The sequence below is a fragment of the Streptomyces sp. ITFR-6 genome (genome assembly GCF_031844725.1).
In the GTDB taxonomy this organism is placed as follows: domain Bacteria; phylum Actinomycetota; class Actinomycetes; order Streptomycetales; family Streptomycetaceae; genus Streptomyces.
In genome coordinates this window covers 908,112-929,291 of record NZ_CP134612.1, presented here as the reverse complement: position 1 = coordinate 929,291, position 21,180 = coordinate 908,112, and the positions used below count along the sequence as shown (strand labels likewise).

The 21,180-nt window shown below is 70.9% G+C and carries 18 protein-coding genes and 1 pseudogene; 9 read left to right on the top strand and 10 right to left on the bottom strand.

What is annotated here, in order from left to right:
* Positions 1–51 precede the first annotated feature (51 nt).
* On the bottom strand, positions 52–591 hold the full coding sequence (locus RLT59_RS04055) for a DUF4232 domain-containing protein (protein WP_311302086.1): 540 nt from the start codon (positions 589–591) through the stop codon (positions 52–54).
* 229 nt (positions 592–820) lie between these two features.
* On the opposite strand from RLT59_RS04055, the gene RLT59_RS04050 reads away from it, so the two are divergent.
* Positions 821–1,390, top strand: a complete 570-nt coding sequence (locus tag RLT59_RS04050) for a TetR/AcrR family transcriptional regulator (RefSeq protein WP_311302085.1) — start codon at positions 821–823, stop codon at positions 1,388–1,390.
* A 98-nt stretch (positions 1,391–1,488) separates the two neighbouring features.
* Positions 1,489–2,676 carry an SGNH/GDSL hydrolase family protein gene (locus tag RLT59_RS04045; protein ID WP_311302084.1) on the top strand — a complete coding sequence of 396 codons (1,188 nt, stop codon included), beginning with the start codon at positions 1,489–1,491 and terminating at the stop codon, positions 2,674–2,676.
* A gap of 67 nt (positions 2,677–2,743) precedes the next feature.
* On the opposite strand, the gene RLT59_RS04040 is transcribed toward RLT59_RS04045, so the two are convergent.
* The 3 genes from RLT59_RS04040 to xylB form a co-directional block, all read right to left on the bottom strand.
* On the bottom strand, positions 2,744–3,571 hold the full coding sequence (locus RLT59_RS04040; protein WP_311302083.1) for a hypothetical protein: 828 nt from the start codon (positions 3,569–3,571) through the stop codon (positions 2,744–2,746).
* Positions 3,568–4,842: a VWA domain-containing protein gene (locus tag RLT59_RS04035; RefSeq protein ID WP_311302082.1), complete on the bottom strand. Its 1,275-nt coding sequence runs from the start codon at positions 4,840–4,842 to the stop codon at positions 3,568–3,570. The genes RLT59_RS04040 and RLT59_RS04035 overlap by 4 nt, the downstream gene beginning before the upstream one ends.
* A gap of 87 nt (positions 4,843–4,929) precedes the next feature.
* The gene (xylB, locus tag RLT59_RS04030) at positions 4,930–6,423 is read right to left on the bottom strand and encodes a xylulokinase (protein ID WP_311302081.1); all 1,494 of its coding nucleotides are present in this window, start codon (positions 6,421–6,423) and stop codon (positions 4,930–4,932) included.
* Between the two features lie 344 nt (positions 6,424–6,767).
* On the opposite strand from xylB, the gene xylA reads away from it, so the two are divergent.
* Entirely contained in the window at positions 6,768–7,937 is a 1,170-nt protein-coding gene (gene xylA, locus RLT59_RS04025) for a xylose isomerase (RefSeq protein WP_311302080.1), read from the top strand.
* A 225-nt stretch (positions 7,938–8,162) separates the two neighbouring features.
* On the opposite strand, the gene RLT59_RS04020 is transcribed toward xylA, so the two are convergent.
* Positions 8,163–9,455, bottom strand: coding sequence for an IS256 family transposase (locus RLT59_RS04020; RefSeq protein WP_311302079.1), 1,293 nt, complete (start codon positions 9,453–9,455; stop codon positions 8,163–8,165).
* A gap of 466 nt (positions 9,456–9,921) precedes the next feature.
* Between RLT59_RS04020 and hutH the strand changes: the two genes are divergently transcribed.
* Positions 9,922–11,469 (top strand): histidine ammonia-lyase, encoded by a 1,548-nt coding sequence (gene hutH, locus RLT59_RS04015; RefSeq protein WP_311302078.1) that lies wholly within the window; start codon positions 9,922–9,924, stop codon positions 11,467–11,469.
* A 15-nt stretch (positions 11,470–11,484) separates the two neighbouring features.
* Here hutH and RLT59_RS04010 read toward each other — a convergent pair whose 3' ends face one another.
* On the bottom strand, positions 11,485–11,760 hold the full coding sequence (locus tag RLT59_RS04010) for a hypothetical protein (RefSeq protein ID WP_311302077.1): 276 nt from the start codon (positions 11,758–11,760) through the stop codon (positions 11,485–11,487).
* Positions 11,761–11,869: 109 nt separating this feature from the next.
* Between RLT59_RS04010 and RLT59_RS04005 the strand changes: the two genes are divergently transcribed.
* The 5 genes and pseudogenes from RLT59_RS04005 (at position 11,870) to RLT59_RS03985 (ending at position 17,806) form a co-directional block, all read left to right on the top strand.
* Positions 11,870–12,193: a hypothetical protein gene (locus tag RLT59_RS04005; RefSeq protein ID WP_311302076.1), complete on the top strand. Its 324-nt coding sequence runs from the start codon at positions 11,870–11,872 to the stop codon at positions 12,191–12,193.
* Between the two features lie 180 nt (positions 12,194–12,373).
* A complete protein-coding gene (locus RLT59_RS04000) occupies positions 12,374–13,744 on the top strand; it encodes a L,D-transpeptidase (protein ID WP_399124774.1) in 1,371 nt (456 codons plus the stop codon).
* 9 nt (positions 13,745–13,753) lie between these two features.
* Positions 13,754–15,243: pseudogene (locus RLT59_RS03995) on the top strand (ABC transporter permease).
* Positions 15,244–15,304: 61 nt separating this feature from the next.
* Entirely contained in the window at positions 15,305–15,988 is a 684-nt protein-coding gene (locus RLT59_RS03990) for an ABC transporter ATP-binding protein (protein ID WP_311302075.1), read from the top strand.
* A gap of 600 nt (positions 15,989–16,588) precedes the next feature.
* Positions 16,589–17,806, top strand: coding sequence for an IS110 family RNA-guided transposase (locus tag RLT59_RS03985; protein WP_311302074.1), 1,218 nt, complete (start codon positions 16,589–16,591; stop codon positions 17,804–17,806).
* 114 nt (positions 17,807–17,920) lie between these two features.
* On the opposite strand, the gene RLT59_RS03980 is transcribed toward RLT59_RS03985, so the two are convergent.
* The 4 genes from RLT59_RS03980 to RLT59_RS03965 all read right to left on the bottom strand — a co-directional run bounded on the left by RLT59_RS03980 (position 17,921) and on the right by RLT59_RS03965 (position 21,083).
* A complete protein-coding gene (locus tag RLT59_RS03980) occupies positions 17,921–19,165 on the bottom strand; it encodes an ROK family protein (RefSeq protein ID WP_311302073.1) in 1,245 nt (414 codons plus the stop codon).
* A gap of 102 nt (positions 19,166–19,267) precedes the next feature.
* On the bottom strand, positions 19,268–19,933 hold the full coding sequence (locus tag RLT59_RS03975; protein ID WP_311302072.1) for a DUF305 domain-containing protein: 666 nt from the start codon (positions 19,931–19,933) through the stop codon (positions 19,268–19,270).
* Positions 19,930–20,577: a thioredoxin-like domain-containing protein gene (locus RLT59_RS03970; RefSeq protein ID WP_311302071.1), complete on the bottom strand. Its 648-nt coding sequence runs from the start codon at positions 20,575–20,577 to the stop codon at positions 19,930–19,932. Before RLT59_RS03970 ends, RLT59_RS03975 begins: the two co-directional genes overlap by 4 nt.
* 80 nt (positions 20,578–20,657) lie before the next feature.
* On the bottom strand, positions 20,658–21,083 hold the full coding sequence (locus RLT59_RS03965) for a hypothetical protein (protein ID WP_311302070.1): 426 nt from the start codon (positions 21,081–21,083) through the stop codon (positions 20,658–20,660).
* Positions 21,084–21,180 lie beyond the last annotated feature (97 nt).

The window sequence follows — 21,180 nt, the reverse complement described above, 5'->3', positions numbered from 1 at the left end:
CGCCGCACATGGCGGTGAGGGGCCGGGAGCAGGGCCGGCCCCGTCCCGAGCTCAGCGTGTCGCGTTCTCCAGAGCCCGGTCGGCCGCGGCGCGGGAAGGGTGCCAGAGGGTGGTGACCGGTTCCCACACCTGGATTCCCCGGCCCATGCCCACCGTCGCGGCGCCGAACGTGACGCCGTGGTGCGAGGGGTCCGCCGCCACGGACAGGCTGCGGACGACATGGCCCTCGGTGGCGCCCGGGGCCGCCGTGCGCACGGCGGCGTACCCGCGCTCGCCCGGCGAGAGCACGTACGGTCCGCTGGTGGCCGGCGGTACGGCCGCGGCCGAGCCGTCCAGCCCCCGGAAGGTGACCGTGGGGACGCGGTCCACCACGCAGGTGACCCCGCCCCGGTTGGTGACGGCGATCCGCGCCATGTTCCGCTGCCCGCCGGACGAGGCCGAGACGCTGAGGGACTGCTCCTGGCAGACGCTCGGGCGGGCCGACGCACCGGCCGACGTGCCGGCCGCAGGGGCGGCGGCCGCGCCGGTGACGGTCAGGGCCGCGGCGGCCGTCGTGGTGAGCGCGGCGGTGAGAGCGGAGGACGGGCGCATGATGTTTCTCCCCTTGGATCGACAGCCTACGGTCGTGGCCGGAGGACCCGGCGACCGGTACAACCGACAGGGACATTCTGGGCGGTATGCGACGCTCCTGGCGATAGATGGAACATATCGGTTCAATATCCACCGTTGAGGCGGCTGGGCATCTGAATAATGCCTACATCTATTAGGTAAATCCTTAATAGGTGTAGGGTTGTGGGTGAAGGCTGACGGAAGGAAGAGCATGGTGCGCGCGGGGCTGACGGCTGACCGCCTGACTCAGGCCGGGGCGGAGCTGGCCGATGAGGTCGGCTTCGACCAGGTGACCGTCTCGGCGCTCGCCCGGCGGTTCGACGTCAAGGTCGCGAGCCTGTACTCGCATCTGAAGAACTCCCACGACCTCAAGACCAGGATCGCCCTGCTCGCTCTGGAGGAGCTGGCCGACCGCGGTGCCGCCGCACTCGCCGGCCGGGCGGGCAAGGACGCCCTCAAGGCCTTCGCGGACGTGTACCGCGACTACGCCCGCGAGCACCCCGGTCGTTACGCCGCGGCCCAACTGAGACTCGACCCCGAAGCGGCTGCTGCCAGCGCCGGCCGCAGGCACTCGCAGATGACCAGGGCCATCCTGCGCGGCTACGCCCTGACCGAGCCCGACCGGACACATGCCGTCCGGCTGCTGGGCAGCGTCTTCCACGGCTACGTCAGCCTGGAGATGCAGGGCGGATTCAGCCACAGCGCCCCCGACTCGCAGGAGAGCTGGTCGCGGTCCTTGGACGCACTGGACGCCCTGCTGCGGAACTGGCCCGCGCCCTGACCGGAGTTTCCGGGCACCTCAGCGTTCCGAGCGACACCTCAGCGTTCCGAGCAGCACCTCAACGTTGCAAGCAACAGGTAGAGACATCAGGTAGAGACATGCAGACCGAAACCGACTGGATCACCACACCGATCACCGCGGAGCTCCTGCGCGGTGCGCTCGACCTGGAGCGCACCGAGCACGGAGTGCGCCCGCACCGGCTGCCCGCCCGCGCCCGCGCACAGTGCGCCGACGCGCAGTTGGCGATGGCGGAGGCCCAGCCGTCCGGCGTGCGGCTGGTGTTCCGTACCGCCGCCACCGTGATCGAGCTGGACGCACTCCGCACCAGGACGGCCTATCAGGGCGCGCCGCCCCGTCCCGACGGCGTCTACGACCTGCTCGTCGACGGCCGCCTCGCGGGACAGGAGAGCGTGACGGACGGCAACGTCCTCCTGGTCGACATGACCGCCGGGACCGCGCAGACGCAGGCGGGGCCGGTCGGCACCGTACGGTTCGCCGGGCTGCCCGAAGGCGGGAAGGACGTCGAGATCTGGCTGCCGTACAACGAGAACACCGAACTCGTCGCCCTGCGCACCGACGCCCCCGTCGAACCCGCCCCCGACCGGGGCCGCAAGGTGTGGCTGCACCACGGCAGTTCGATCAGCCACGGCTCCGACGCCGCGAGCCCCACCACCACCTGGCCCGCGCTGGCGGCCTCCCTCGGCGGGGTGGAGCTGGTCAACCTGGGCCTGGGCGGCAGCGCCCTGCTCGACCCGTTCACGGCGCGGGCGATGCGCGACACACCGGCGGACCTGATCAGCGTCAAGATCGGCCTCAACCTCGTCAACGTCGACCTGATGCGGCTGCGGGCCTTCACCCCGGCGGTGCACGGCTTCCTCGACACCATCCGCGAGGGGCACCCCACGGCGCCGCTGCTGGTCGTCTCGCCGGTCCTGTGCCCCATCCACGAGGACACTCCGGGTCCGAGCATGCCCGACTTCAGCAACCTCAGTGAGGGAAGGCTTCAGTTCAAGGCGCTGGGTGACCCTGCGGAGAGGGCCGCCGGAAAGCTGACGCTCAACGTCATCCGGGAGGCCCTGAGCGGCCTCGTCGAGCAGCGCTCCGCCGACGACCCGAGCCTGTACTACCTCGACGGCCGCGGTCTGTACGGAGAGCGGGACTTCGCCGAACTGCCGCTGCCGGACCAGCTCCACCCGGACGCGGCGACTCACCGGCGCATGGGCGACCGCTTCGCCGCGCTCGCTTTCGCCCCCGACGGCCCGTTCGCCGCCGAACGCCAGTCCTGATCAACCCGTCGGTCCGTCAGTACGCCCGTCGGCCGGTCCGGGGTCCGGTCCGGCCGACGGGCGTACGTCACATGCCCGGCGGAACCCGGGACGGGCGGCCGTTGCCGCGGGTCAGCGAGTAGCCGAAGACGGCCGCGAGCGCGCCCAGCACCCCGCCGCCGACGGTCCACAGCCAGCGGTCGGTCCACCAGCCGGAGGCCCAGCCGTCCTCGGGCTCACCGGCCAGCGGGACCGGGGCGGCCGAGGCACCGTCGTCGGAGGCCTGCTCGGCGGAGGACACCCCGGGCACCAGCGGCTTGGAGAGCGTGCCGTCGACGTCCCCGGCACCGCCCTTCCCGGCCGACGTGACCTCGACCTCGGTCTGTACCGGCAGACCGAGATCCGACGAGGGCAGATCGACGACGGTGAGGCGGACGTAATAGCTGCCGGGCAGTGGGTCGTTGGCCCACGGCTCCGACCAGGCCCTGACGGTCCGCAGGACGCAGGTGAGCTCGACCGTGGCGGCGTCGGCCGCGGCCTTGCCGGTCTGCTTGCCGTACATGCACGCCTGGCGGCGGCGCAGCCCGTCGTACACGTCGATCTGCCACGTCGAGACGCCGTGCCGGGTGGCTGCCTCGGGCAGGGTGACCTTCGCCCTGACGGTGGGCCGCCGGCCCGCGTCGGCCGGGAACACCCAGTACAGGTAGTCGCCGGTGGAGCCTCCGGCGGTGGCGGTCTGGTTCTGCTGGATCGCGGTGGCGGTGCGGAAGGCGGTGCCCGCCTCCGTGGGTCCGGAGCCGTCGCCGGAGGCGCTGGGGCTCGGTGACGGGTCGTCCGCGGCGGCGGCTCCCGTCCCGGTCAGCAGGGCGAGGCCGGTCAGCAGCGCGCCCGCGAGCACACGTGTCGTACGGATCATCGGTTGGTCCTCCAGACGGCGATGCGCCAGCGCGAGATCCAGCCGGTCAGCAGGCCGGCGACCAGTCCGGTGAGGACGAGCACGCCGAGCAGCCACCAGCCGCGGCCCAGGCCGAACGCGGCGACGTCGGCCGCGTTGTCGGGACCGTCCACCACATCGACGGTCACCTCGACCGGCATACCGGGCGAGGTCTTCACCGAGGCGGGCGCCGAGAAGGAGTTGCTGACCTGGAGGCAGACAGTCTCCGGGACCGGCTCCTCGTCGTCATCGTCCTGTTCGGGCCTCGGGTAGCGCAGCCCGGACGAGATGGCGTCCGTGCGCCCGGTGCCGGACTCGGAACCCCTGACGATCTCCCGGCCGTGCACGGTCACCGCGCGCAGCAGCGTCCCGTAGTCGTTGTTCACGGCCCGGTCCGCGAAGACGCTGACCGAGGCGCGCAGTTCCTGGCCGGGCAGCACCTCCACCCGGTACCAGCGGTGCTCACCGATCTTCTCGCGGTCGGTGTAGAGGCCCGCCTTGAGCTTCGGGGCGTCGGTGCAGCTGTCCGCGCCCTCCGTCGCCACGGGGGTGACGACGGGCTCTGCCGCCCGGTCGACCAACTGCTTTACCCGGCCGGAGAGTTCATCGGTGTGCTGGACGGCGGTGTACGTGCCGCCGGTGGCCTCCGCGATGCAGGTCAGCTGCTTGCGGATCTTCTCGTTCGGCACCAGGCCGAGGGTGTCGATGACCAGGTGGATGCCGCGCGCGGCGATGTCCCGGGCCACCTCGCACGGGTCGAGCGGGCCGCAGGTGTCCTCGCCGTCGCTGATCAGCACGATCCGGCGGGTGGAGTCGCCGCCCTCCAGATCGTCGGCGGCGCCCAGCAGGGCGGGTCCGATCGGGGTCCAGCCGGTGGGGGCGAGGGTGGCGACCGCGGTCTTGGCCTCTGTGCGGTCGAGCGGGCCGACCGGGTAGAGTGCCTTGGTGTCCTTGCAGCCGACCTTCCGGTCGTCGCCCGGGTAGTCGGCGCCGAGGGTGCGGATGCCGAGCTGCACCTGCTCGGGCACCGCGTCCAGGACCTCGTTGAACGCCTGCTTCGCCGCGGTCATCCGGGACTGGCCGTCGATGTCACGGGTCCGCATGGAGCCACTGACATCGAGCACCAGCTCGACCTTGGGAGATGCTTTGGTGGGGGTTTCATCGGCCGCGGCGGGGAGGGCCGAGCCGAGCCCGGCGGTCAGGGTGGCGAGCAGAATACCCACCCCGACCGTCAGCCTTCTTCTTATGATCATCGCCGGATAGTAGTGAACATCAGTTCGCTATCCAAAACGGGTCGCTGACGGGACGTCGGCCGTCGCTCCCGGCGCCACCGCCCGCGTTCAGTCCTGCGGGCGGTCCCCGCCCAGCAGCGGCCCGGCCGCCCGGTCCAGTACCGAGCCGATCCGGTCCCAGGTGGCCAGGTCCCTTTCCACCGCGCCCAGTTGCCGGCCCCCGTCGGTCCGCCAGCCGGTGGCGACCGCGACCGGGTCCGTGCCCGTGGCGGCCGATGCGGCGAGGGCCGCCGCGCCCACCGCGACGAGTTCGCCGCTCGCCGGTACCGTCACCGGGCGCCCCGACAGCCGCCTGACGGTCTCCACCCATTGGTGCCCCTGGGCGCCGCCGCCGATCAGCAGCAGCGGCCGGGCCGCCACTTCGGGGTCCGCCGGGTCGAGCCCGCAGGCCCGGAGCAGTTCGTCGAGCGCCCGCAGCACGGTGAAGACCGCGCCCTCGTAGGCGGCGCCGAGGATCTGCTGGGGGGTGGTGTCGTGCCGCAGCCCGGTGAGGAGGCCGGAGGCGGTGGGCAGGTCCGGGGTGCGCTCGCCGTCCAGGTAGGGCAGGACCACCGTCCCGCCGCCGGGTGCGGCGTCGGCGCGGTCCAGGCCGAGCAGGGCCGCGACCTTGTCGACGGCGAGCGTGCAGTTGAGGGTGCAGGCCAGCGGGAGGTACGTGCCGTCGGCCGCGGCGAAGCCGGAGAGCGCGGGGGAGGCGGGCCTGGTCCGGGAGGCGGCGAAGGCCGTGCCGGAGGTGCCGAGGCTCAGCACCGGATGGTCCAGGAGCCCGGCGCCGCCGAGCCCGAGACCGACGGCGGCGCTCATGTTGTCCCCGGTGCCCGCCGCGACGGCGATACCGGCGGACAGGCCGAGCGCCTCGGCCGCGCGGGCGGTCAGAGAGCCGATGCGGGCCGCGCCGCTCGCGGCCACCTCGGGCAGCAACGCGGGCTCGATGGAGAGGAGTTCGAGCAGCTCGGGGTCATAGGTCCCGGTGGCGGTGGAGTACCAGCAGGTGCCGGACGCGTCGCCGGGGTCGGTGACGGCGCGGCCGGACAGCCGCTCGGTGAGGAAGTCGTGGGGCAGCCGGATCGCCGCGGCCGCCGCGGCGGTGGCGGGCTCGTTCTCCCGCAGCCACTGCCACTTCGACGCGGTCATCGCGGCCACCGGCACGGAGCCGGTGCGCGCGGTCCAGGCGTCGGCACCGCCCAGCGCCGCGGTGAGGGCGGCGGCCTGCGGGGCGGAGCGGGTGTCGTTCCACAGCAGCGCCGGGCGCAGCGGGGCGCCGTCCGCGTCCAGTACGACGAGGCCGTGCTGCTGGCCCGCCACGGCGATCCCGGCGACGGCCGAGGCGGGGACGCTCGACTCCTTGAGCCCGGCGGCGACCGCGTCGCACAGGGCCTGCCACCACACCTCGGGGTCCGTCTCGCGGGCTCCGGCCTCCCCGGTGACGACATGGGGGGCGCGGCCGACGGCGAGCAGCCGGCCGGTCGCGATGTCGACGAACGCCGCTTTGGTGGACTGGGTGGAGCTGTCCACACCGATGACGACGGTATGCGGCGGCATGGCTGGCCTCATTCTCTGGCTCTGGGGTCTCAGGGGTCGGTCCTGCGTAGCGGGATGCCGTGGGACATCGCCCTGCGGGTATTTGATCGTACGGAGAACAAATTAGGTGATCGAACCGGCGGGGAACAGGGGGCGGGGCGGATTTCCGTCCTGGGGTGGACGCGGGATGGACGTGGGGTGGAGTAGATCGTCGGACGGGTGTCCGTGTCAGGGGTTGGGTATGGGATCGGGTCGGGGGGTTACGTCGCCGGGGTGGTCCGTGCATGATTAGTCATGACACTGAACAAATTGAGGTTCGGCGGCCCGACCGGCTGCGGACCCATGGCACCGAAGGCGGTTGGACCATGACCGAACGTTTCACCCCCACCCCGCAGGACAAGTTCACCTTCGGCCTGTGGACCGTGGGCTGGCAGGGGCGCGACCCGTTCGGTGACGCGACCCGGGAGGCGATCGACCCGGTCGACTCCGTGCAGCGCCTCGCTGAGCTCGGCGCGTACGGTGTGACGTTCCACGATGACGACCTGATCCCGTTCGGCTCGACGGACTCCGAGCGCGAGGGCATTGTGAAGCGGTTCCGCCAGTCGCTGGACGCGGCCGGTCTCAAGGTTCCGATGGCCACGACGAACCTGTTCACGCACCCGGTGTTCAAGGACGGCGGGTTCACCTCGAACGACCGAGATGTGCGCCGGTTCGCGCTGCGCAAGGTCATCCGCAACATCGATCTGGCCGTCGAGCTGGGTGCGGAGACCTATGTGGCTTGGGGCGGCCGTGAGGGGGCGGAGTCCGGGGGTGCGAAGGACATCCGTCTCGCGCTGGACCGGATGAAGGAGGCGTTCGACCTGCTCGGGGAGTACGTCGTCGAGCAGGGCTACGACCTGAGGTTCGCCATCGAGCCCAAGCCGAACGAGCCGCGCGGTGACATCCTGCTGCCGACGGTCGGCCACGCCCTTGCCTTCATCGAGCGCCTGGAGCGCCCGGAGATGTACGGCGTGAACCCGGAGGTCGGCCACGAGCAGATGGCCGGGCTGAACTTCGCGCACGGCATCGCGCAGGCGATCTGGGCGGGCAAGCTCTTCCACCTTGACCTGAACGGGCAGTCCGGCATCAAGTACGACCAGGACCTCCGCTTCGGCGCCGGTGACCTGCGCCAGGCCTTCTGGCTCGTCGACCTGCTGGAGACGGCCGGCTACCGGGGCCCGCGCCACTTCGACTTCAAGCCGCCGCGGACCGAGGACTACGACGGCGTCTGGGCCTCGGCCGCGGGCTGCATGCGCAACTACCTGATCCTCAAGGACCGGGCCGCCGCCTTCCGCGCCGATCCGGCGGTCCAGGACGCGCTGCGCGCCTCCCGGCTGGACGAGCTGGCGCAGCCCACCGCCGCCGACGGCGTGGCCGGGCTGCTGGCCGACCGTTCCGCGTACGAGGACTTCGACGTGACGGCCGCGGCCGAGCGCGGCATGGCGTTCGAGGCCCTGGACCAGCTGGCGATGGACCACCTGCTCGGCGTCCGCTGACCCGTCGCGGGGGCGGACGCGCCTAGTACTGCAACGGTCTTTGTTCTGATGTGTGGGCAGTTTCTGGTGGTGTGTGGCCGCGTCGTTTGTAGTGGCTCATCCGGGCTTGGAACTGTCGTCGGCGGCGCCAGTGTGACCAGTGCAGGACATGGTCGATGAGGTTCGCGCGGGGTCGGGCCAGGCCAGGGTCTGTCAAACGAGCGGTGTAACTCGGGTTGTTGAGGGTTACTGGCGTGCTGCGGAGAGTCGGCCGTCGAAGGTGATGTCGAAGGCGTTCAAGGCTGTCTTCCAGCGCATGGTCCAGCGGGCCTGGCCCCTGCCGGTCGGGTCCAGCGACATGATCGCCATGTAGACGCACTTCAGGGCGGCCTGCTCGTTCGGGAAGTGGCCGCGGGCTTTCACCGCCCGTCGGATCCGCGCGTTCACGGACTCGATCGCGTCGGTGGTGCAGACGATGCGTCGGATCTCGGTGTCGAAGCGGAGGAAGGGAGTGAACTCCTCCCAGGCGTTCTCCCAGAGCCGGACGATCGCTGGATACTTCTTGCCCCACGTGTCGGCGAACTCCGCGAACCGCTCGAGTGCGGCCTCCTCGGTCGCCGCGGTGTAGACGGGCTTGAGTACCTTGGCGATCTTGTCCCGGTCCTGGCGGGCTGCATAGCGGAAGGAGTTCCGCAGCAGGTGGACCACGCAGGTCTGGACGGTGGTGCGGGGCCAGACGGCCTCGACTGCCTCGGGCAGGCCCTTGAGCCCGTCGCAGACGGGCATGAGGACGTCGTTCACTCCGCGGTTCTTGATCTCGGTGAGGATGTGCATCCAGTGCTTGGCACCCTCGCCGCCGTCGCCGGCCCACAGCCCGAGAATGTCCCGCCGGCCCTCGGCCGTGACGGCCAGGGCAACGTAGATGGGCCGGTTCGCCACGGCGCCGTCGCGGATCTTCACGTGGATAGCGTCGATGAAGACCACCGGATGGACCGAGTCCAGGGGCCGGTTCTGCCATTCGGCCATGCCTTCGAGGACCTTGTCGGTGATCGTGGAGATCGTCTGACGGGACACCTCGGCGCCATAGACCTCGGACAGGTGGGCCTGGACCTCACCGGTCGTCAGGCCCTTCGCGGCGAGCGAGATGACCATCTCGTCGACGCCGGAAAGGCGCTTCTGGCGCTTCTTGACGATCTTCGGCTCGAAGGAACCCTCGCGGTCGCGGGGCACGGTTATCTCCACCGGGCCGACGTCGGTCAGCACGGTCTTGGCTCGGGTCCCGTTGCGGCTGTTGCCGCCGTTCTTCCCGGCAGGATCGTGCTTGTCATAGCCGAGGTGGTCGGTGATCTCACCCTCGAGAGCGGACTCCAGGAGTCGCTTCGTCAGCTGCTGGAGCAGCCCGCCCTCGCCGGTCAGCTGCAGGCCCTCGGCCTGAGCCCGGCCCACGAGCTCGTCGATCAGCCGGTCATCCACAGACTTCGGCGGCACCGGCTCAGACGGCTCGACAGTCTCGGCCTCGGTCACGTTGTTGCTGGTCATCGATGCATCTTCCATGATCGGGAGTTACACCGAACGTTTTACAGTCCCTCGGTGGTCGGCCACACCCGCCCGCGTCAGCGCGGGTGAGCGGTGCCCTGCGGGGCGAGGGAACATCCCTGGCGTGAACGCCCGGCCGCCGTCCCTTGGCGGTCGGACACACGTGTCCGGGACGGTTGGGGTGAAGGGGGTCGTGCAGGGGTGGTGTCCGGAGCGTAGAGCGTGATTTGTGGCGCGTCTAGGCGGTGGCTCCGCGTCTCGGGAGTACGCGCCGTAAATCATGCAGCGCAGGACACGACCCCGGAACGACACCCGGCGACTACCGCAACCAAGAACCCGCATTCGGAACCGCGCCGGACGGCGACACCGCCCCCGGCAACCACCGCAACCCAGACCGCCAACCGAACCACGCCGGAAGGCGAAACCCCCGACGGTGACACGCGTGGATTCAATCCGTACGCTCGTGAATATGAATATGCACACTGTCGTGGTCGGCACCGCCGGGACCACCGCCGAGGATGTCATCGCCGTCGCCCGTGGCCGCGCGAAAGTTCAGCTCGACGGCTCCGCGCTCGACGCGCTCGCCGCCGCCCGGGAGATCGTCGAGGCGCTCGCCGCCAAGCCTGAGCCGGTGTACGGGGTCTCCACCGGGTTCGGGGCGCTCGCCACGCGGCACATCAGCCCGGACCTGCGCGCGCAGTTGCAGCGCAACATCGTGCGCAGCCATGCCGCGGGCATGGGCCCGGCCGTCGAGCGGGACGTCGTGCGCGCGCTGATGTTCCTGCGGCTCAAGACCGTCGCTTCGGGCCACACCGGCGTACGGCCCGAGGTCGCGCAGACCATGGCGGACGTGCTGAACGCGGGGATCACGCCCGTCGTCCACGAGTTCGGTTCCCTCGGCTGCTCAGGCGACCTCGCGCCGCTGTCGCACTGCGCCCTGACGCTCATGGGCGAGGGCGACGCCGGGGGCCCCGACGGGGTCGTACGGCCGGCCGGCGAGTTGCTCGCCGCGCACGGCATCCTGCCGGTCGAGCTGCGGGAGAAGGAGGGGCTCGCGCTGCTGAACGGCACCGACGGCATGCTCGGCATGCTGGTCATGGCCCTCGCCGATCTGCACCGGCTCTACACCTCCGCCGACATCACGGCGGCGCTGAGCCTGGAGGCCCTGCTGGGCACGGCCAAGGTGCTCGCGCCCGAGCTGCACGCGATCCGGCCGCACCCCGGGCAGGGGGCCAGCGCCGACAACATGCTGCGGGTGCTCGCCGGGTCCGGGCTGACCGGGCACTTTCAGGAGGACGCGGCGCCGCGCGTGCAGGACGCGTACTCGGTGCGGTGCGCGCCGCAGGTGGCCGGGGCCGGGCGGGACACGCTCGGGTACGCGCGGCTGGTGGCGGACCGGGAGCTGGCCGCCGCCGTCGACAACCCGGTGGTGCTGTCCGACGGGCGGGTCGAGTCGAACGGCAACTTCCACGGCGCGCCGGTCGCGTACGTACTGGACTTCCTGGCCATTGCCGCGGCCGACCTGGGGTCGATCGCCGAGCGCCGTACGGACCGGCTGCTCGACAAGAACCGGTCGCACGGGCTGCCGCCGTTCCTTGCCGGTGACCCGGGCGTCGACTCGGGGCTGATGATCGCTCAGTACACGCAGGCGGCGCTGGTCAGCGAGATGAAGCGGCTCGCGGTCCCGGCGTCGGTCGACTCGATCCCGTCGTCCGCGATGCAGGAGGACCACGTGTCGATGGGCTGGTCGGCGGCGCGTAAGCTGCGGACCGCCGTCGACAACCTGTCGCGGATCATCGCCGTCGAGCTGTACGCGGCGACCCGGGCGATCGAGCTGCGTACGGGGCTGACGCCGGCGCCCGCCTCGCAGGCGGCGATCGACGCGCTGCGGGCGGCCGGGGCCGCGGGCCCGGGGCCTGACCGCTTTCTCGCGCCGGACCTGGCGGCGGCGGACAAGTTCGTACGGGAGGGGCAGCTGGTGGCGGCGGTTCAAGCGGTAACCGGGCCGCTGGCGTAAACCGGGCGGCGAGACCTACGCGGGGCGGGCGCGGCGGGCCACGCGGACGCCGTAGCCCGCGGCCGCCGCGAGGACGGCGGCGCCGGCGATCAGGTAGGGCGTCGCGTCGACGCCGTCCGTGTCGCCGAGGGCGAGCTGCTGGGAGCCGACGCCCCGGGAGTAGCCGGTGGACTGCTGGTGCGGGGTGCTGTGGTGGTCGTCGCCGCCTCTGGCGGAAGGGACGAACCAGAGGGCGCAGAGCAGGATTCCGGCGGCGGTCGCCGTCAGCAGCGGTCGGCGTGCGACAGACACGGAACGATCCCCCCTCATGAGGACGCCCGAATGGCGGGGTGCGCTGATGTTAGTGAAAGCAGCGGGTCGGAGGAAAGCCGTAGCGGGCATCAGCTCTACACTCCGTCGTATGACCACTTCTGAGACATCGCGATATGTACGGCTACGGGTTGATTTGGTACTGGAGATCGAAAACCAGGATGCGCTGTGCGTAGCGGCGCTCATGCGGATCGGGACCGGTATATCGAGGCCGGCGGACGAGAGTACGCTCGCCCGGATCGCCGCGCGGGAGGACGGCGCCGAGGCGCTGTTGTATCTCGTACAGCCCGTCGACCTGATCTACGACATCCCGGGTATCGGGCTGGCCCAGGCGTCGTGGACGAGCGAGTGGATCGATTACGACCCCGACTCGTTGGAGCTTTACCCCGACGAGGACGACGCTGGTCGGGAGTAGCGCGCGGGCGTGACACCCTGGAAGGCCCCAATCCGACGGCAGACGTGGGACCGGGGCCGCGCCACGGACCGGGCGAGTGGCTTACGCCACATCTTCGGCCCAAGTGGAACCGGACGAACCGGACCGGGTGTTCTTGAAGGTTATCGGCACTGCAATCGGCGATGTATAGAGAAGCGTGTGATGACGAAAGGCAAGCGGCGCAAGGGCCTCACGGCCGCGTCCGCACTGCTTGGCGGTGTTCTGGTGCTCTCGGCCTGTAGCGGTGGTGACGGCAAGGACGACACCAGCGGCGCCGGGGACCCGACCAAGTCATCCTCACAGGCCCAGGTGGACGAGGCGGCGGCCAAGAACACCTCCGAGGCCCAGATAGCCATCCTCCCGAAGAACGGCGCCGACAACGCGGGCATCAACGACGACGCGAAGGTCACGGTCAGTAAAGGCAAGCTGACCGAAGTCACGATGACGACCGCCGCCGGCGACCCGGTCAAGGGCTCGCTGTCCGCCGACGGTACGAGCTGGAAGCCGGACGGCCAGCTCGACCGCTCCACCTCGTACAAGATCGCCGCGACGGCGAAGGACTCGAAGGGCCGCTCGGCCAACGAGAACTCCTCCTTCACCACCGTCTCGCCCGCGAACAGCTTCATCGGCACCTTCACCCCCGAGGACGGTTCGACCGTCGGCGTCGGGATGCCCGTGTCGATCAACTTCGACAAGGCCATCACCGACAAGAAGGCCGTGCAGACCGGGATCCAGGTCTCGTCGAGCAGCGGCCAGGAGGTCGTCGGGCACTGGTTCAACTCGCAGCGTCTCGACTTCCGGCCCGACCAGTACTGGCAGGCCGGCTCCAAGGTCACGCTGAAGCTGCAACTGGACGGTGTGCAGGGCGCGAAGGGTCTCTACGGCGTCCAGCAGAAGACCGTCAGCTTCACCATCGGCCGTAACCAGGTCAGCACCGTCGACGCCAAGGCGCACACCATGAAGGTGCAGCAGAACGGCAAGACAATCAAGACCATCCCGATCTCGGCGGGCTCGCCCGAGAACACCACGTACAACGGCCAGATGGTGATCTCCGAGAAGTACAAGAAGACCCGCATGGACGGTGCGACGGTCGGCTTCACGGACTCCGACGGCAAGGGCGAGTACGACATCAAGGACGTCCCCGACGCCATGCGGCTGTCCAGCTCGGGCACGTTCGTGCACGGCAACTACTGGGGCGCCCCCTCGGTGTTCGGCAGCGCCAACACCAGCCACGGCTGTGTGGGCCTGCAGGACGTGAAGGGCGCGGGCGACCCGAAGATGCCGGCGCGCTGGTTCTTCGACCACTCGCTCATCGGTGACGTGGTCGTCGTCAAGAACTCGAACGACAAGACCATTGCCCCGGACAACGGCCTCAACGGCTGGAACATGAACTGGGCGGACTGGAGGCCGGTTCGGCGGTCTGACCCTGATTGGTCCTCGGAACGGCGGCGGCACCGAAAGGTGCCGCCGCCTTCTTCTGTTCTCATCCAGCTCTTACGGTGGCCTCACCTCTTCGTCACGAGCCGGGCCTAGCTTCGCCACATGTTCTTCATCTACCTCCGGCGCGAGCTGCGCCGACGCAGAAGGCGGCGCTCGTCGTCGCCTCCGGGCTCGCCCTCGGCATTGCGCTGGTGATTGTTGTCAGCTCGGTCTCCGCGGGGATGGGCAAGGCGCAGGACAAGGTCCTGCAGTCCCTCTACGGCCTCGGTACGGACATGACGGTCACCAAGGCCGCACCGCCGCCGAGTTCGACCAGTGGCGGGCAGCGCCCCAGCTTCAAGTTCGGTGCCAAGGGCGAGGGCGACACCTCGAAGCAGAGCAGCGACCGGGTCATGGTGCAGGGCTTCCAGACCCTCGCCTCGTCCACCGTCACCAAGGTCGCAGCGCAGGACGGCGTGGCCTCGGCGGTCGGCGGTCTCAATCTGACCGTACTGAAGGTCAACGGCCAGTTCACCAGGGGGCAGTTCAAGCAGGACGAGCAACAGGGCGGCGGCGCGGGACCCGGTCAGGGCAGCGGCGGCAGGACCCAGGGCCGGGTCGAGGGCGGCGGTGCCAACTTCGACGTCGACTCGTTCAGTGTGTACGGGACCGACGTGGCGCACCTGGCGCTCGGCCCGCTGACGTCGTCGAAGCTCACGTCGGGGCGTACGTTCAAGGCGTCCGAGACCAACGCGAAGGTCGCCGTCGTCGACAGCGCCTACGCCAAGCAGAAGAAGCTGAAGGTCGGTTCGACCGTCACCGTCTCCGGCACGAAGTTCCAGGTTGTCGGAATAGCGACGGCGGACAGCGGCGATCCGGCCGCCAACGTGTATCTGCCGCTGACCCAGGCGCAGACGCTGGCCGACGCCAAGAACAAGGTCACCACGGTCTATGTGAAGGCCACCGACTCGCAGCGGATCGACGGCGTCAAGTCGGCCGTGCAGAAGAACGTGCCGGGTACGACGGTCACCACGTCGGCCGATCTCGCCGACACCGTCTCCGGATCGCTCTCCACCGCCTCGGACTTGGCGTCGAACGTCGGCAAGTGGCTCTCGCTGGTGGTGCTGATCGCCGCCTTCGTGGTGGCGGGGCTGCTGACCTCGTCGGCGGTCAGCCGCCGGGTGCGGGAGTTCGGCACGCTCAAGGCGCTCGGCTGGAAGAGCGGCCGGGTCACCCGGCAGGTGGTCGGTGAGGCCGTCGTCAACGGTCTGATCGGTGGGGTGCTCGGGATCGCCGTGGGTCTCGCGGGCGCGTACGCCGTCACCGCCATCAGCCCCTCGCTCACCGCGCAGCTCGGCGGTGGCAGTGGCGGCGGCGCCGGCGGTCCTGCGGGCGGCGCTCCCGGCGGCTTCGGCGGCGGCGGTGGCGGTGGCGGGTTCGCCCAACAGTCCACGTCCAAAGTCGTCGATGTGGCGCTGTCGGCGCCGGTCTCCCTGGCCACCATCGCCCTCGCGGTCGGTCTCGCGGTCGCCGGCGGTCTGATCGCCGGCGGGTTCGGCGGCTGGCGCGCCTCCCGGCTGCGGCCGGCCGACGCGCTGAGCCGCGTCGAGTGACCGTCCCCAGTCCCCGGGGTCTTCCGGCCCCCACGCAGACCCGTACCGCAGGAGTTGCACCGTGTACCAGCTCACCGGCGTCACCAAGCGCTATCAGCGCGGCAAGAAGACCGTCGACGCCCTCGCGGGCGTCGACCTGACCATCGAGGACGGCGGCAGGCTCGTCATCCAAGGACCCACGGGCGGCGGCAAGTCGACGCTGCTGCAGATGCTCGGCGGCCTCGACCGGCCGACCGGGGGCACCGTCGAGTTCGACGGGGTGAACCTGGCGAAGCTGCCCGAGGCGCGGCTGACCAGGGTCAGGGCCGAGAGCATCGGCTTCGTCTTCCAGAGCTTCAACCTCATCCCGACGCTCACGGCGCAGGAGAACGTCGAGACGGCCCTGGTGCGGCTCGGCCTCAAGGGGGCGGCCAGGCGTGAACAAGCCGCGCAGGCGCTGGAATCCGTCGGACTCGGCGAGCGATTCGGCCATCTGCCGGGCGAGTTGTCCGGCGGCCAGCAGCAACGGGTCGCCATCGCCCGTGCGCTGGTCAAGCGGCCGAAGGTGCTGCTGGCCGACGAACCGACCGGAAATCTCGACGAATCCATGCGTGACGAAATCATGGAACTGCTTGAGGGGCTCTGGAAAGAGCACGGCCTGACCTTCATCATGGTCACTCACGACAGCTCCATCGCCCGCCGCGCGCCGCGGCTGGCGACGATCCGCAAGGGACGCGTCACGGTCACCGAGAACGCGGCGGCCTGAGTCCTCGCGGTGTTCCCGTCCCCGGCCCGGTGCCGGGGGCGGGAACACCGCTCGTCCTGTTCGACCCCTGCTGTACGTCTCTGTCCGCGCTGTTCCGCCAGACCGCCCCACCGCCCACCGCCCGACCGCCCACCGCCCGACCGCCCACCGCCCGACCGCCCGACCGCCCGGACGCCCGGACGTCCCGGCAACTCGGGGGCGTCACCACCCTCGTTTGCGTAGGTTCGGTCCATGCTGATCACTCTGGGAAGCCCGCCCACGGCCACCGAGACAGCCGCCTGGCACGCGGTGGTCAGCGCCGCGCACGTGCGCGACCTGCCGGCCGCAGTGCCCGAGCCCCCGTTATGTTTTCCACGGCTCCGCAACGGGGCCGCTGGCCTCCGGGCCCGGCATGACTTGGTCCCCCTGTCCGAGATGACCTGGGGGGTGGTGTTCACCGGGCTCGGGGGTGTTCGTCGGAGACGCTGATCAGAGGTCCGGCCACCGTCCGGTCCGGCGCAACGCCGGGCGGTTCGCGGGCGGCAGGTCTGCATAACGTGGATGCGCGAGCGCGACACCCGAGCCGAGGCCGGCACCGTCAAAACCCCTGGGAGGGGAAAGATGTTCGAGATCGAAGACGTGGGTGTGTTCCTCGGCCTGGACGTCGGCAAATCGACTCATCACGGGCACGGGCTTACTCCGGCCGGGAAGAAGGTCTTCGACAAGCCGCTGCCCAACAGCGAGCCGAAGCTGCGAGCCGTCTTCGACAGGCTTGCCGCGAAGTTCGGCACCGTCCTGGTCATCGTGGACCAGCCCGCCTCGATCGGTGCCCTGCCGCTGACCGTCGCCCGCGATGCCGGCTGCCGCGTCGCCTACCTGCCCGGCCTGGCGATGCGGCGGATCGCCGACCTCTACCCCGGCGAGGCCAAGACCGACGCCCGCGACGCGGCCGTGATCGCGGACGCTGCCCGCACCATGCCGCACACCCTGCGATCCCTGGAACTGACCGACGAGATCACGGCCGAACTCACCGTGCTCGTCGGCTTCGACCAGGACCTCGCCGCCGAGGCCACCCGCACCTCCAACCGGATACGCGGCCTGCTCACCCAGTTCCACCCCAGCCTCGAACGTGTCCTCGGCCCCCGACTCGACCACCAGGCCATCACCTGGCTCCTGGAGCGCTACGGCTCCCCAGGCGCCCTGCGCAAGGCCGGCCGCCGCCGACTCGTCGAGCTGATCCGCCCCAGAGCCCCACGCATGGCCCAGCGGCTGATCGACGACGTCTTCGACGCGCTCGACGAGCAGACCGTCGTCGTCCCGGGCACCGGCACCCTGGACATCGTCATCCCCTCCCTGGCCGCGTCCCTGGCCGCCGTCCACACCCAGCGACGGGCGATGGAAACCCAGATCAACACGCTTCTGGAGACCCACCCTCTTTCCCCGGTCCTGACGTCGATGCCCGGCGTCGGCGTCAGGACCGCCGCCGTCCTGCTGGTCACTGTCGGCGACAGCACCAGCTTCCCCACCGCCGCCCACCTCGCCTCCTACGCCGGACTCGCACCCACCACCCGGCAGTCCGGGACCTCGATCCACGGCGAACACGCACCCCGCGGCGGCAACCGCCAGCTCAAGCGGGCCATGTTCCTGTCCGCCTTCGCCTGCATGAACGCCGACCCCTCCTCCCGCGCCTACTACGACAAGCAACGAGCCCGCGGCAAAACCCACACCCAAGCCCTCCTCCGCCTCGCCCGCCAACGCATCAGCGTCCTGTCCGCCATGCTCCGCGACGGCACCTTCTACGAATCCCGGACACCGAAGGACATCGAGCTCGCCGCATAACCCCAGCACCCCGAACCACACCAAACCCGACAGGACCGCCTAGACGAAGGACATAGAGGCACCCCCCCGCGACGCAGGCCGCCCCGGCGACGCGGGCCGTGTCCGCAGACCGCCTCAGGCCGTGCCGCGGCCCGCGTACGCCACCGGGTCCGCGAGCACGTCCGTCATGACCAGGGCCGCCGCACCCCGTGCCGCGTCACCCGCGACGGACGAGGCGCGGAGCCGGCCGCTGCCCGGGGACCACAGCCCAGACACGACCCGGTCCGTCAGCTCCTCGTCCACGGGCGGCGACAGCCACGGCATCAGGTTCCGGTAGATCCCGCCGAGCACCACTGCGTCCGGGTCCAGCAGGTTCACCGCCCCGGACAGCACCCGGCCCAGCATCCGGCCCGCCCCGGCGACGGCGGCGACCGCCCGTTCGTCGCCCGCCCGGGTACGCCGCTCCAGCTCGGCGACCGCGATGCCGCTGCCGGTCTCCTCGATACCGGCGGCCCGCAGGAGCGCCGCCTGGCCCGCGTACTGCTCCAAACAGCCGCGCGAACCGCAGCGGCACTGCGGCCCTTGCGAATCCACCACCACGTGCCCGATCTCCCCGGCGAAGCCGTGCGCCCCGCGCAGCAGCTCGCCGTTGATGACCAGGGCGCCCCCGACACCGATCTCACCGGTCAGGTACAGGAAGCTCCGGATCCGGTCCAGTCCGCCGAACCACAGCTCGGCCAGCGCCGCCAGATTGGCCTCGTTCTCCGAACTCACGGTCAGCGCCTCGCGACCGGGCCGCTCCTCGGCCAGCGCGGCAGCGAACAGCTCCTGCGCGGGGACCTGGTTCCAGCCCAGGTTCGGGGCCTGGCGCACCGCGCCGTCCGAGACCAGTCCGGGCAGCGCCAGCGCGACGCCCACCGGGAACAGCTCCTGCTCGCCCGCGGAGTCCAGGGTGCGCGCGGCGATCCTGGCCGCCCGCGCCAGTACCTCCGCGGGCGGCGCGCCCCGGTTGTCGAGGTGCTCGGTGAGCCGGACCCGGCCGGTGCCCGCCAGGTCGACGACGCACACCGACGCATAGTCGATGTTGACCTCGACGCCGAGCCCGGCCGGACCGGTCCTGGCCATCTTGAGCGCGGTGCCGGGCCTCCCCGCCTGCCCGCTGAACGTCTTGCCGGACTCCGTCAGGAACCCGCTGTCGAGCAGCTGCTCGACGAGCGAGGAGACGGCGGCCCGGGTCAGCCCTACCCGCGCGGCGACCCCGGCCCGGGTCGCCTCGCCCTCGCCCTCGTCACGGACGGCCCGCAGCACGAGGCTGAGGTTGCTGCGCCGGACGGTGTCCTTGTCGGCCTTGGGCCCCAGCGGCGTGAGGTTGCTCTTCATATCGGTGCCGAGCCTATGCGATCTCGTACACCGGTACGGTCCGGATGCGGTTGCCGCCCGCCCGGACACGCCCAGTTCAAGGGCGTGTCCGGGCCGGCGGGCTCAGCCGGTGGCCCCACGCTCCTTGAGCATGTCCGCCATGAGCGCGATCTCCGAGCGCTGGGCCGTCACCATGCCCGATGCCAGGTTCCTGACCTCGTCGGTGCCCGCGGCGGCCGAGGCCGCCTGTGCCATGTCCGCACCGGCCCGGTGATGCGCCGTCATCAGCCGCAGGAACCGCACCTCCGCGTCCCTGCCCTTCGCCTCGCGCAGCGCGTCCAGCTCGGTGCCGGTCGCCATACCGGGCATCAGCGCCTCGTCGCCGCGCGGGGTGAAGGCGTGGCCCATCCACTCCATGGGCGGTCCGGGCGAACTCTTGGCACGGCCCCACATCTCCAGCCAGCCCAGCATCATGCCGCGCTGGTTGGCCTGGGTGTTGATGATGTCGAACGCGAGCCGGCGCACCGCCACATCGGCGGTCCGGTCCCGGACGATGAACGCCATTTCGACCGCCTGCTGGTGGTGGACGGCCATGTCACGGGCGAATCCCACGTCCGCGGAGGACTCGGCGGGCGCGGAGGCCGCCGCCTTCGCGCCCGGTGCCGGGGCAGAGGCGGAGGGGCGGGCCAGCATGAGCGCGACCAGGGCCAGCGCGAGCAGCAGCAGTGCGCCGCCGGCCAGCACCAGCGGACGGGACGCACGGGCCGCGGACCCGGCCGGGGAGGTCACTTGGCGATCCCGCCGCCGCACGCGGCACCGGGCTCGGGGGTCTGCGGGCCCTGGACGTACTTCGTGAAGAACTGCGCCACCCTGGCATCGGAGGCGCTCTTCACTGTCACCTGCTTTCCCCAGGCGCTGAGCATCAGCGGGGCGGCCTGGTCCTCGACGGGGCTCATCAGGGAGTACGGGGTGGCCGAGACCCGTTCACCCAGCTTCTTGACGTCGGCGGGCGCCGCCTTGCCGTTGTACGTGACCCAGACGGCGCCGTGCTCCAGCGAGTGGACCGCGTTCTCCTTCGGTATCGCCTCGGTGTAGACGTCGGCGTCGCAGTTCATCCACGCCGGGTTGTGGTCGCCGCCGACCGGCGGGTTCATCGGGTAGTCGACCTTCTTGTCGACGTGCTCGCGCCCGAGCTTGTCCCAGCTCTTCTCGCCCTGGACGGGCGAGGACTTGGCGGCGGTCTCGGCCTTGTCCTTCTTGTCGGCGCTGTTCATCAGGTAGCCGCCACCCGCGACGAGGCCGGCCACGACGGCGACGGCGGCGGTGATCGTGATGATGCGGCTGCGGCGCTCGCGGGCCCGCTCCTTGCGGCGGGCCTCCTCCAGCTTGGCGCGGCGGGCGTTGGCGGGTGTGTGCTTCTTGGCGGAGGCCATGGTGGGTCCTCTGGTTCGGTGAGCCGGATGGTTCGCGGGCAGACGGATGCGCCCCCTCGGGAGGGGGGCAGGCGCTGCTGCTAGATCCGTTGAACCTGGAGGCGCAGATGGTCGACGTCTCCGACGGCGTCGTTGGAGGGGCCCCTGATGCCGGCGGCCCCGGTGAGGGAGCCGGCCGGGAGGACGGCCGGTGCGGAGGGGAGCGCGGCCGGTGCGGGCGGAGCGGGCAGCACGACCGGCGTGGCGTCGTCGGGCGCGACGTGGCAGGAACTCCCTCGGTTCCGCGGGGCGTCGGCCACCACCATGCGTGCCTCGTCCGCCACCGCTGCCGGGGTGAAGGAGTGAAAGGCGCTGAGGGGGACGGCGCCGTGATGCGGGGCAGCGGCGGGTCCCGCGGAGTTGAACGAGCAGCACGACACCACGGAGAGCAGCACCAGCAGCCAGCCGAGCAGCACGGGGACGCGGGCGTCGCACACCCGGACGGTCCGTCCACTCAGCCTGTTCATCCCGGACATCGTAGCGGTGTGTGAACTTTCAATGAGTGCGGAGGGCTGTTCCGAACCTGTGGATGTGCGGGGAGGGGGGTTCCGCCGACGGCGTGGC

Bases quoted from the DNA above. Each gene is read 5' to 3' on its own strand.
- hutH (WP_311302078.1), top strand. From the start codon at position 9,922: ATGAATATGCACACTGTCGTGGTCGGCACCGCCGGGACCACCGCCGAG.
- RLT59_RS04035 (WP_311302082.1), bottom strand. From the start codon at position 4,842: ATGATCATAAGAAGAAGGCTGACGGTCGGGGTGGGTATTCTGCTCGCC.
- xylA (WP_311302080.1), top strand. From the start codon at position 6,768: ATGACCGAACGTTTCACCCCCACCCCGCAGGACAAGTTCACCTTCGGC.
- xylB (WP_311302081.1), bottom strand. From the start codon at position 6,423: ATGCCGCCGCATACCGTCGTCATCGGTGTGGACAGCTCCACCCAGTCC.
- RLT59_RS04005 (WP_311302076.1), top strand. From the start codon at position 11,870: ATGACCACTTCTGAGACATCGCGATATGTACGGCTACGGGTTGATTTG.
- RLT59_RS04020 (WP_311302079.1), bottom strand. From the start codon at position 9,455: ATGACCAGCAACAACGTGACCGAGGCCGAGACTGTCGAGCCGTCTGAG.
- RLT59_RS04050 (WP_311302085.1), top strand. From the start codon at position 821: ATGGTGCGCGCGGGGCTGACGGCTGACCGCCTGACTCAGGCCGGGGCG.
- RLT59_RS03980 (WP_311302073.1), bottom strand. From the start codon at position 19,165: ATGAAGAGCAACCTCACGCCGCTGGGGCCCAAGGCCGACAAGGACACC.
- RLT59_RS04055 (WP_311302086.1), bottom strand. From the start codon at position 591: ATGCGCCCGTCCTCCGCTCTCACCGCCGCGCTCACCACGACGGCCGCC.
- RLT59_RS03985 (WP_311302074.1), top strand. From the start codon at position 16,589: ATGTTCGAGATCGAAGACGTGGGTGTGTTCCTCGGCCTGGACGTCGGC.
- RLT59_RS03970 (WP_311302071.1), bottom strand. From the start codon at position 20,577: ATGGCCTCCGCCAAGAAGCACACACCCGCCAACGCCCGCCGCGCCAAG.
- RLT59_RS04000 (WP_399124774.1), top strand. From the start codon at position 12,374: ATGACGAAAGGCAAGCGGCGCAAGGGCCTCACGGCCGCGTCCGCACTG.
- RLT59_RS04040 (WP_311302083.1), bottom strand. From the start codon at position 3,571: ATGATCCGTACGACACGTGTGCTCGCGGGCGCGCTGCTGACCGGCCTC.
- RLT59_RS04045 (WP_311302084.1), top strand. From the start codon at position 1,489: ATGCAGACCGAAACCGACTGGATCACCACACCGATCACCGCGGAGCTC.
- RLT59_RS03965 (WP_311302070.1), bottom strand. From the start codon at position 21,083: ATGAACAGGCTGAGTGGACGGACCGTCCGGGTGTGCGACGCCCGCGTC.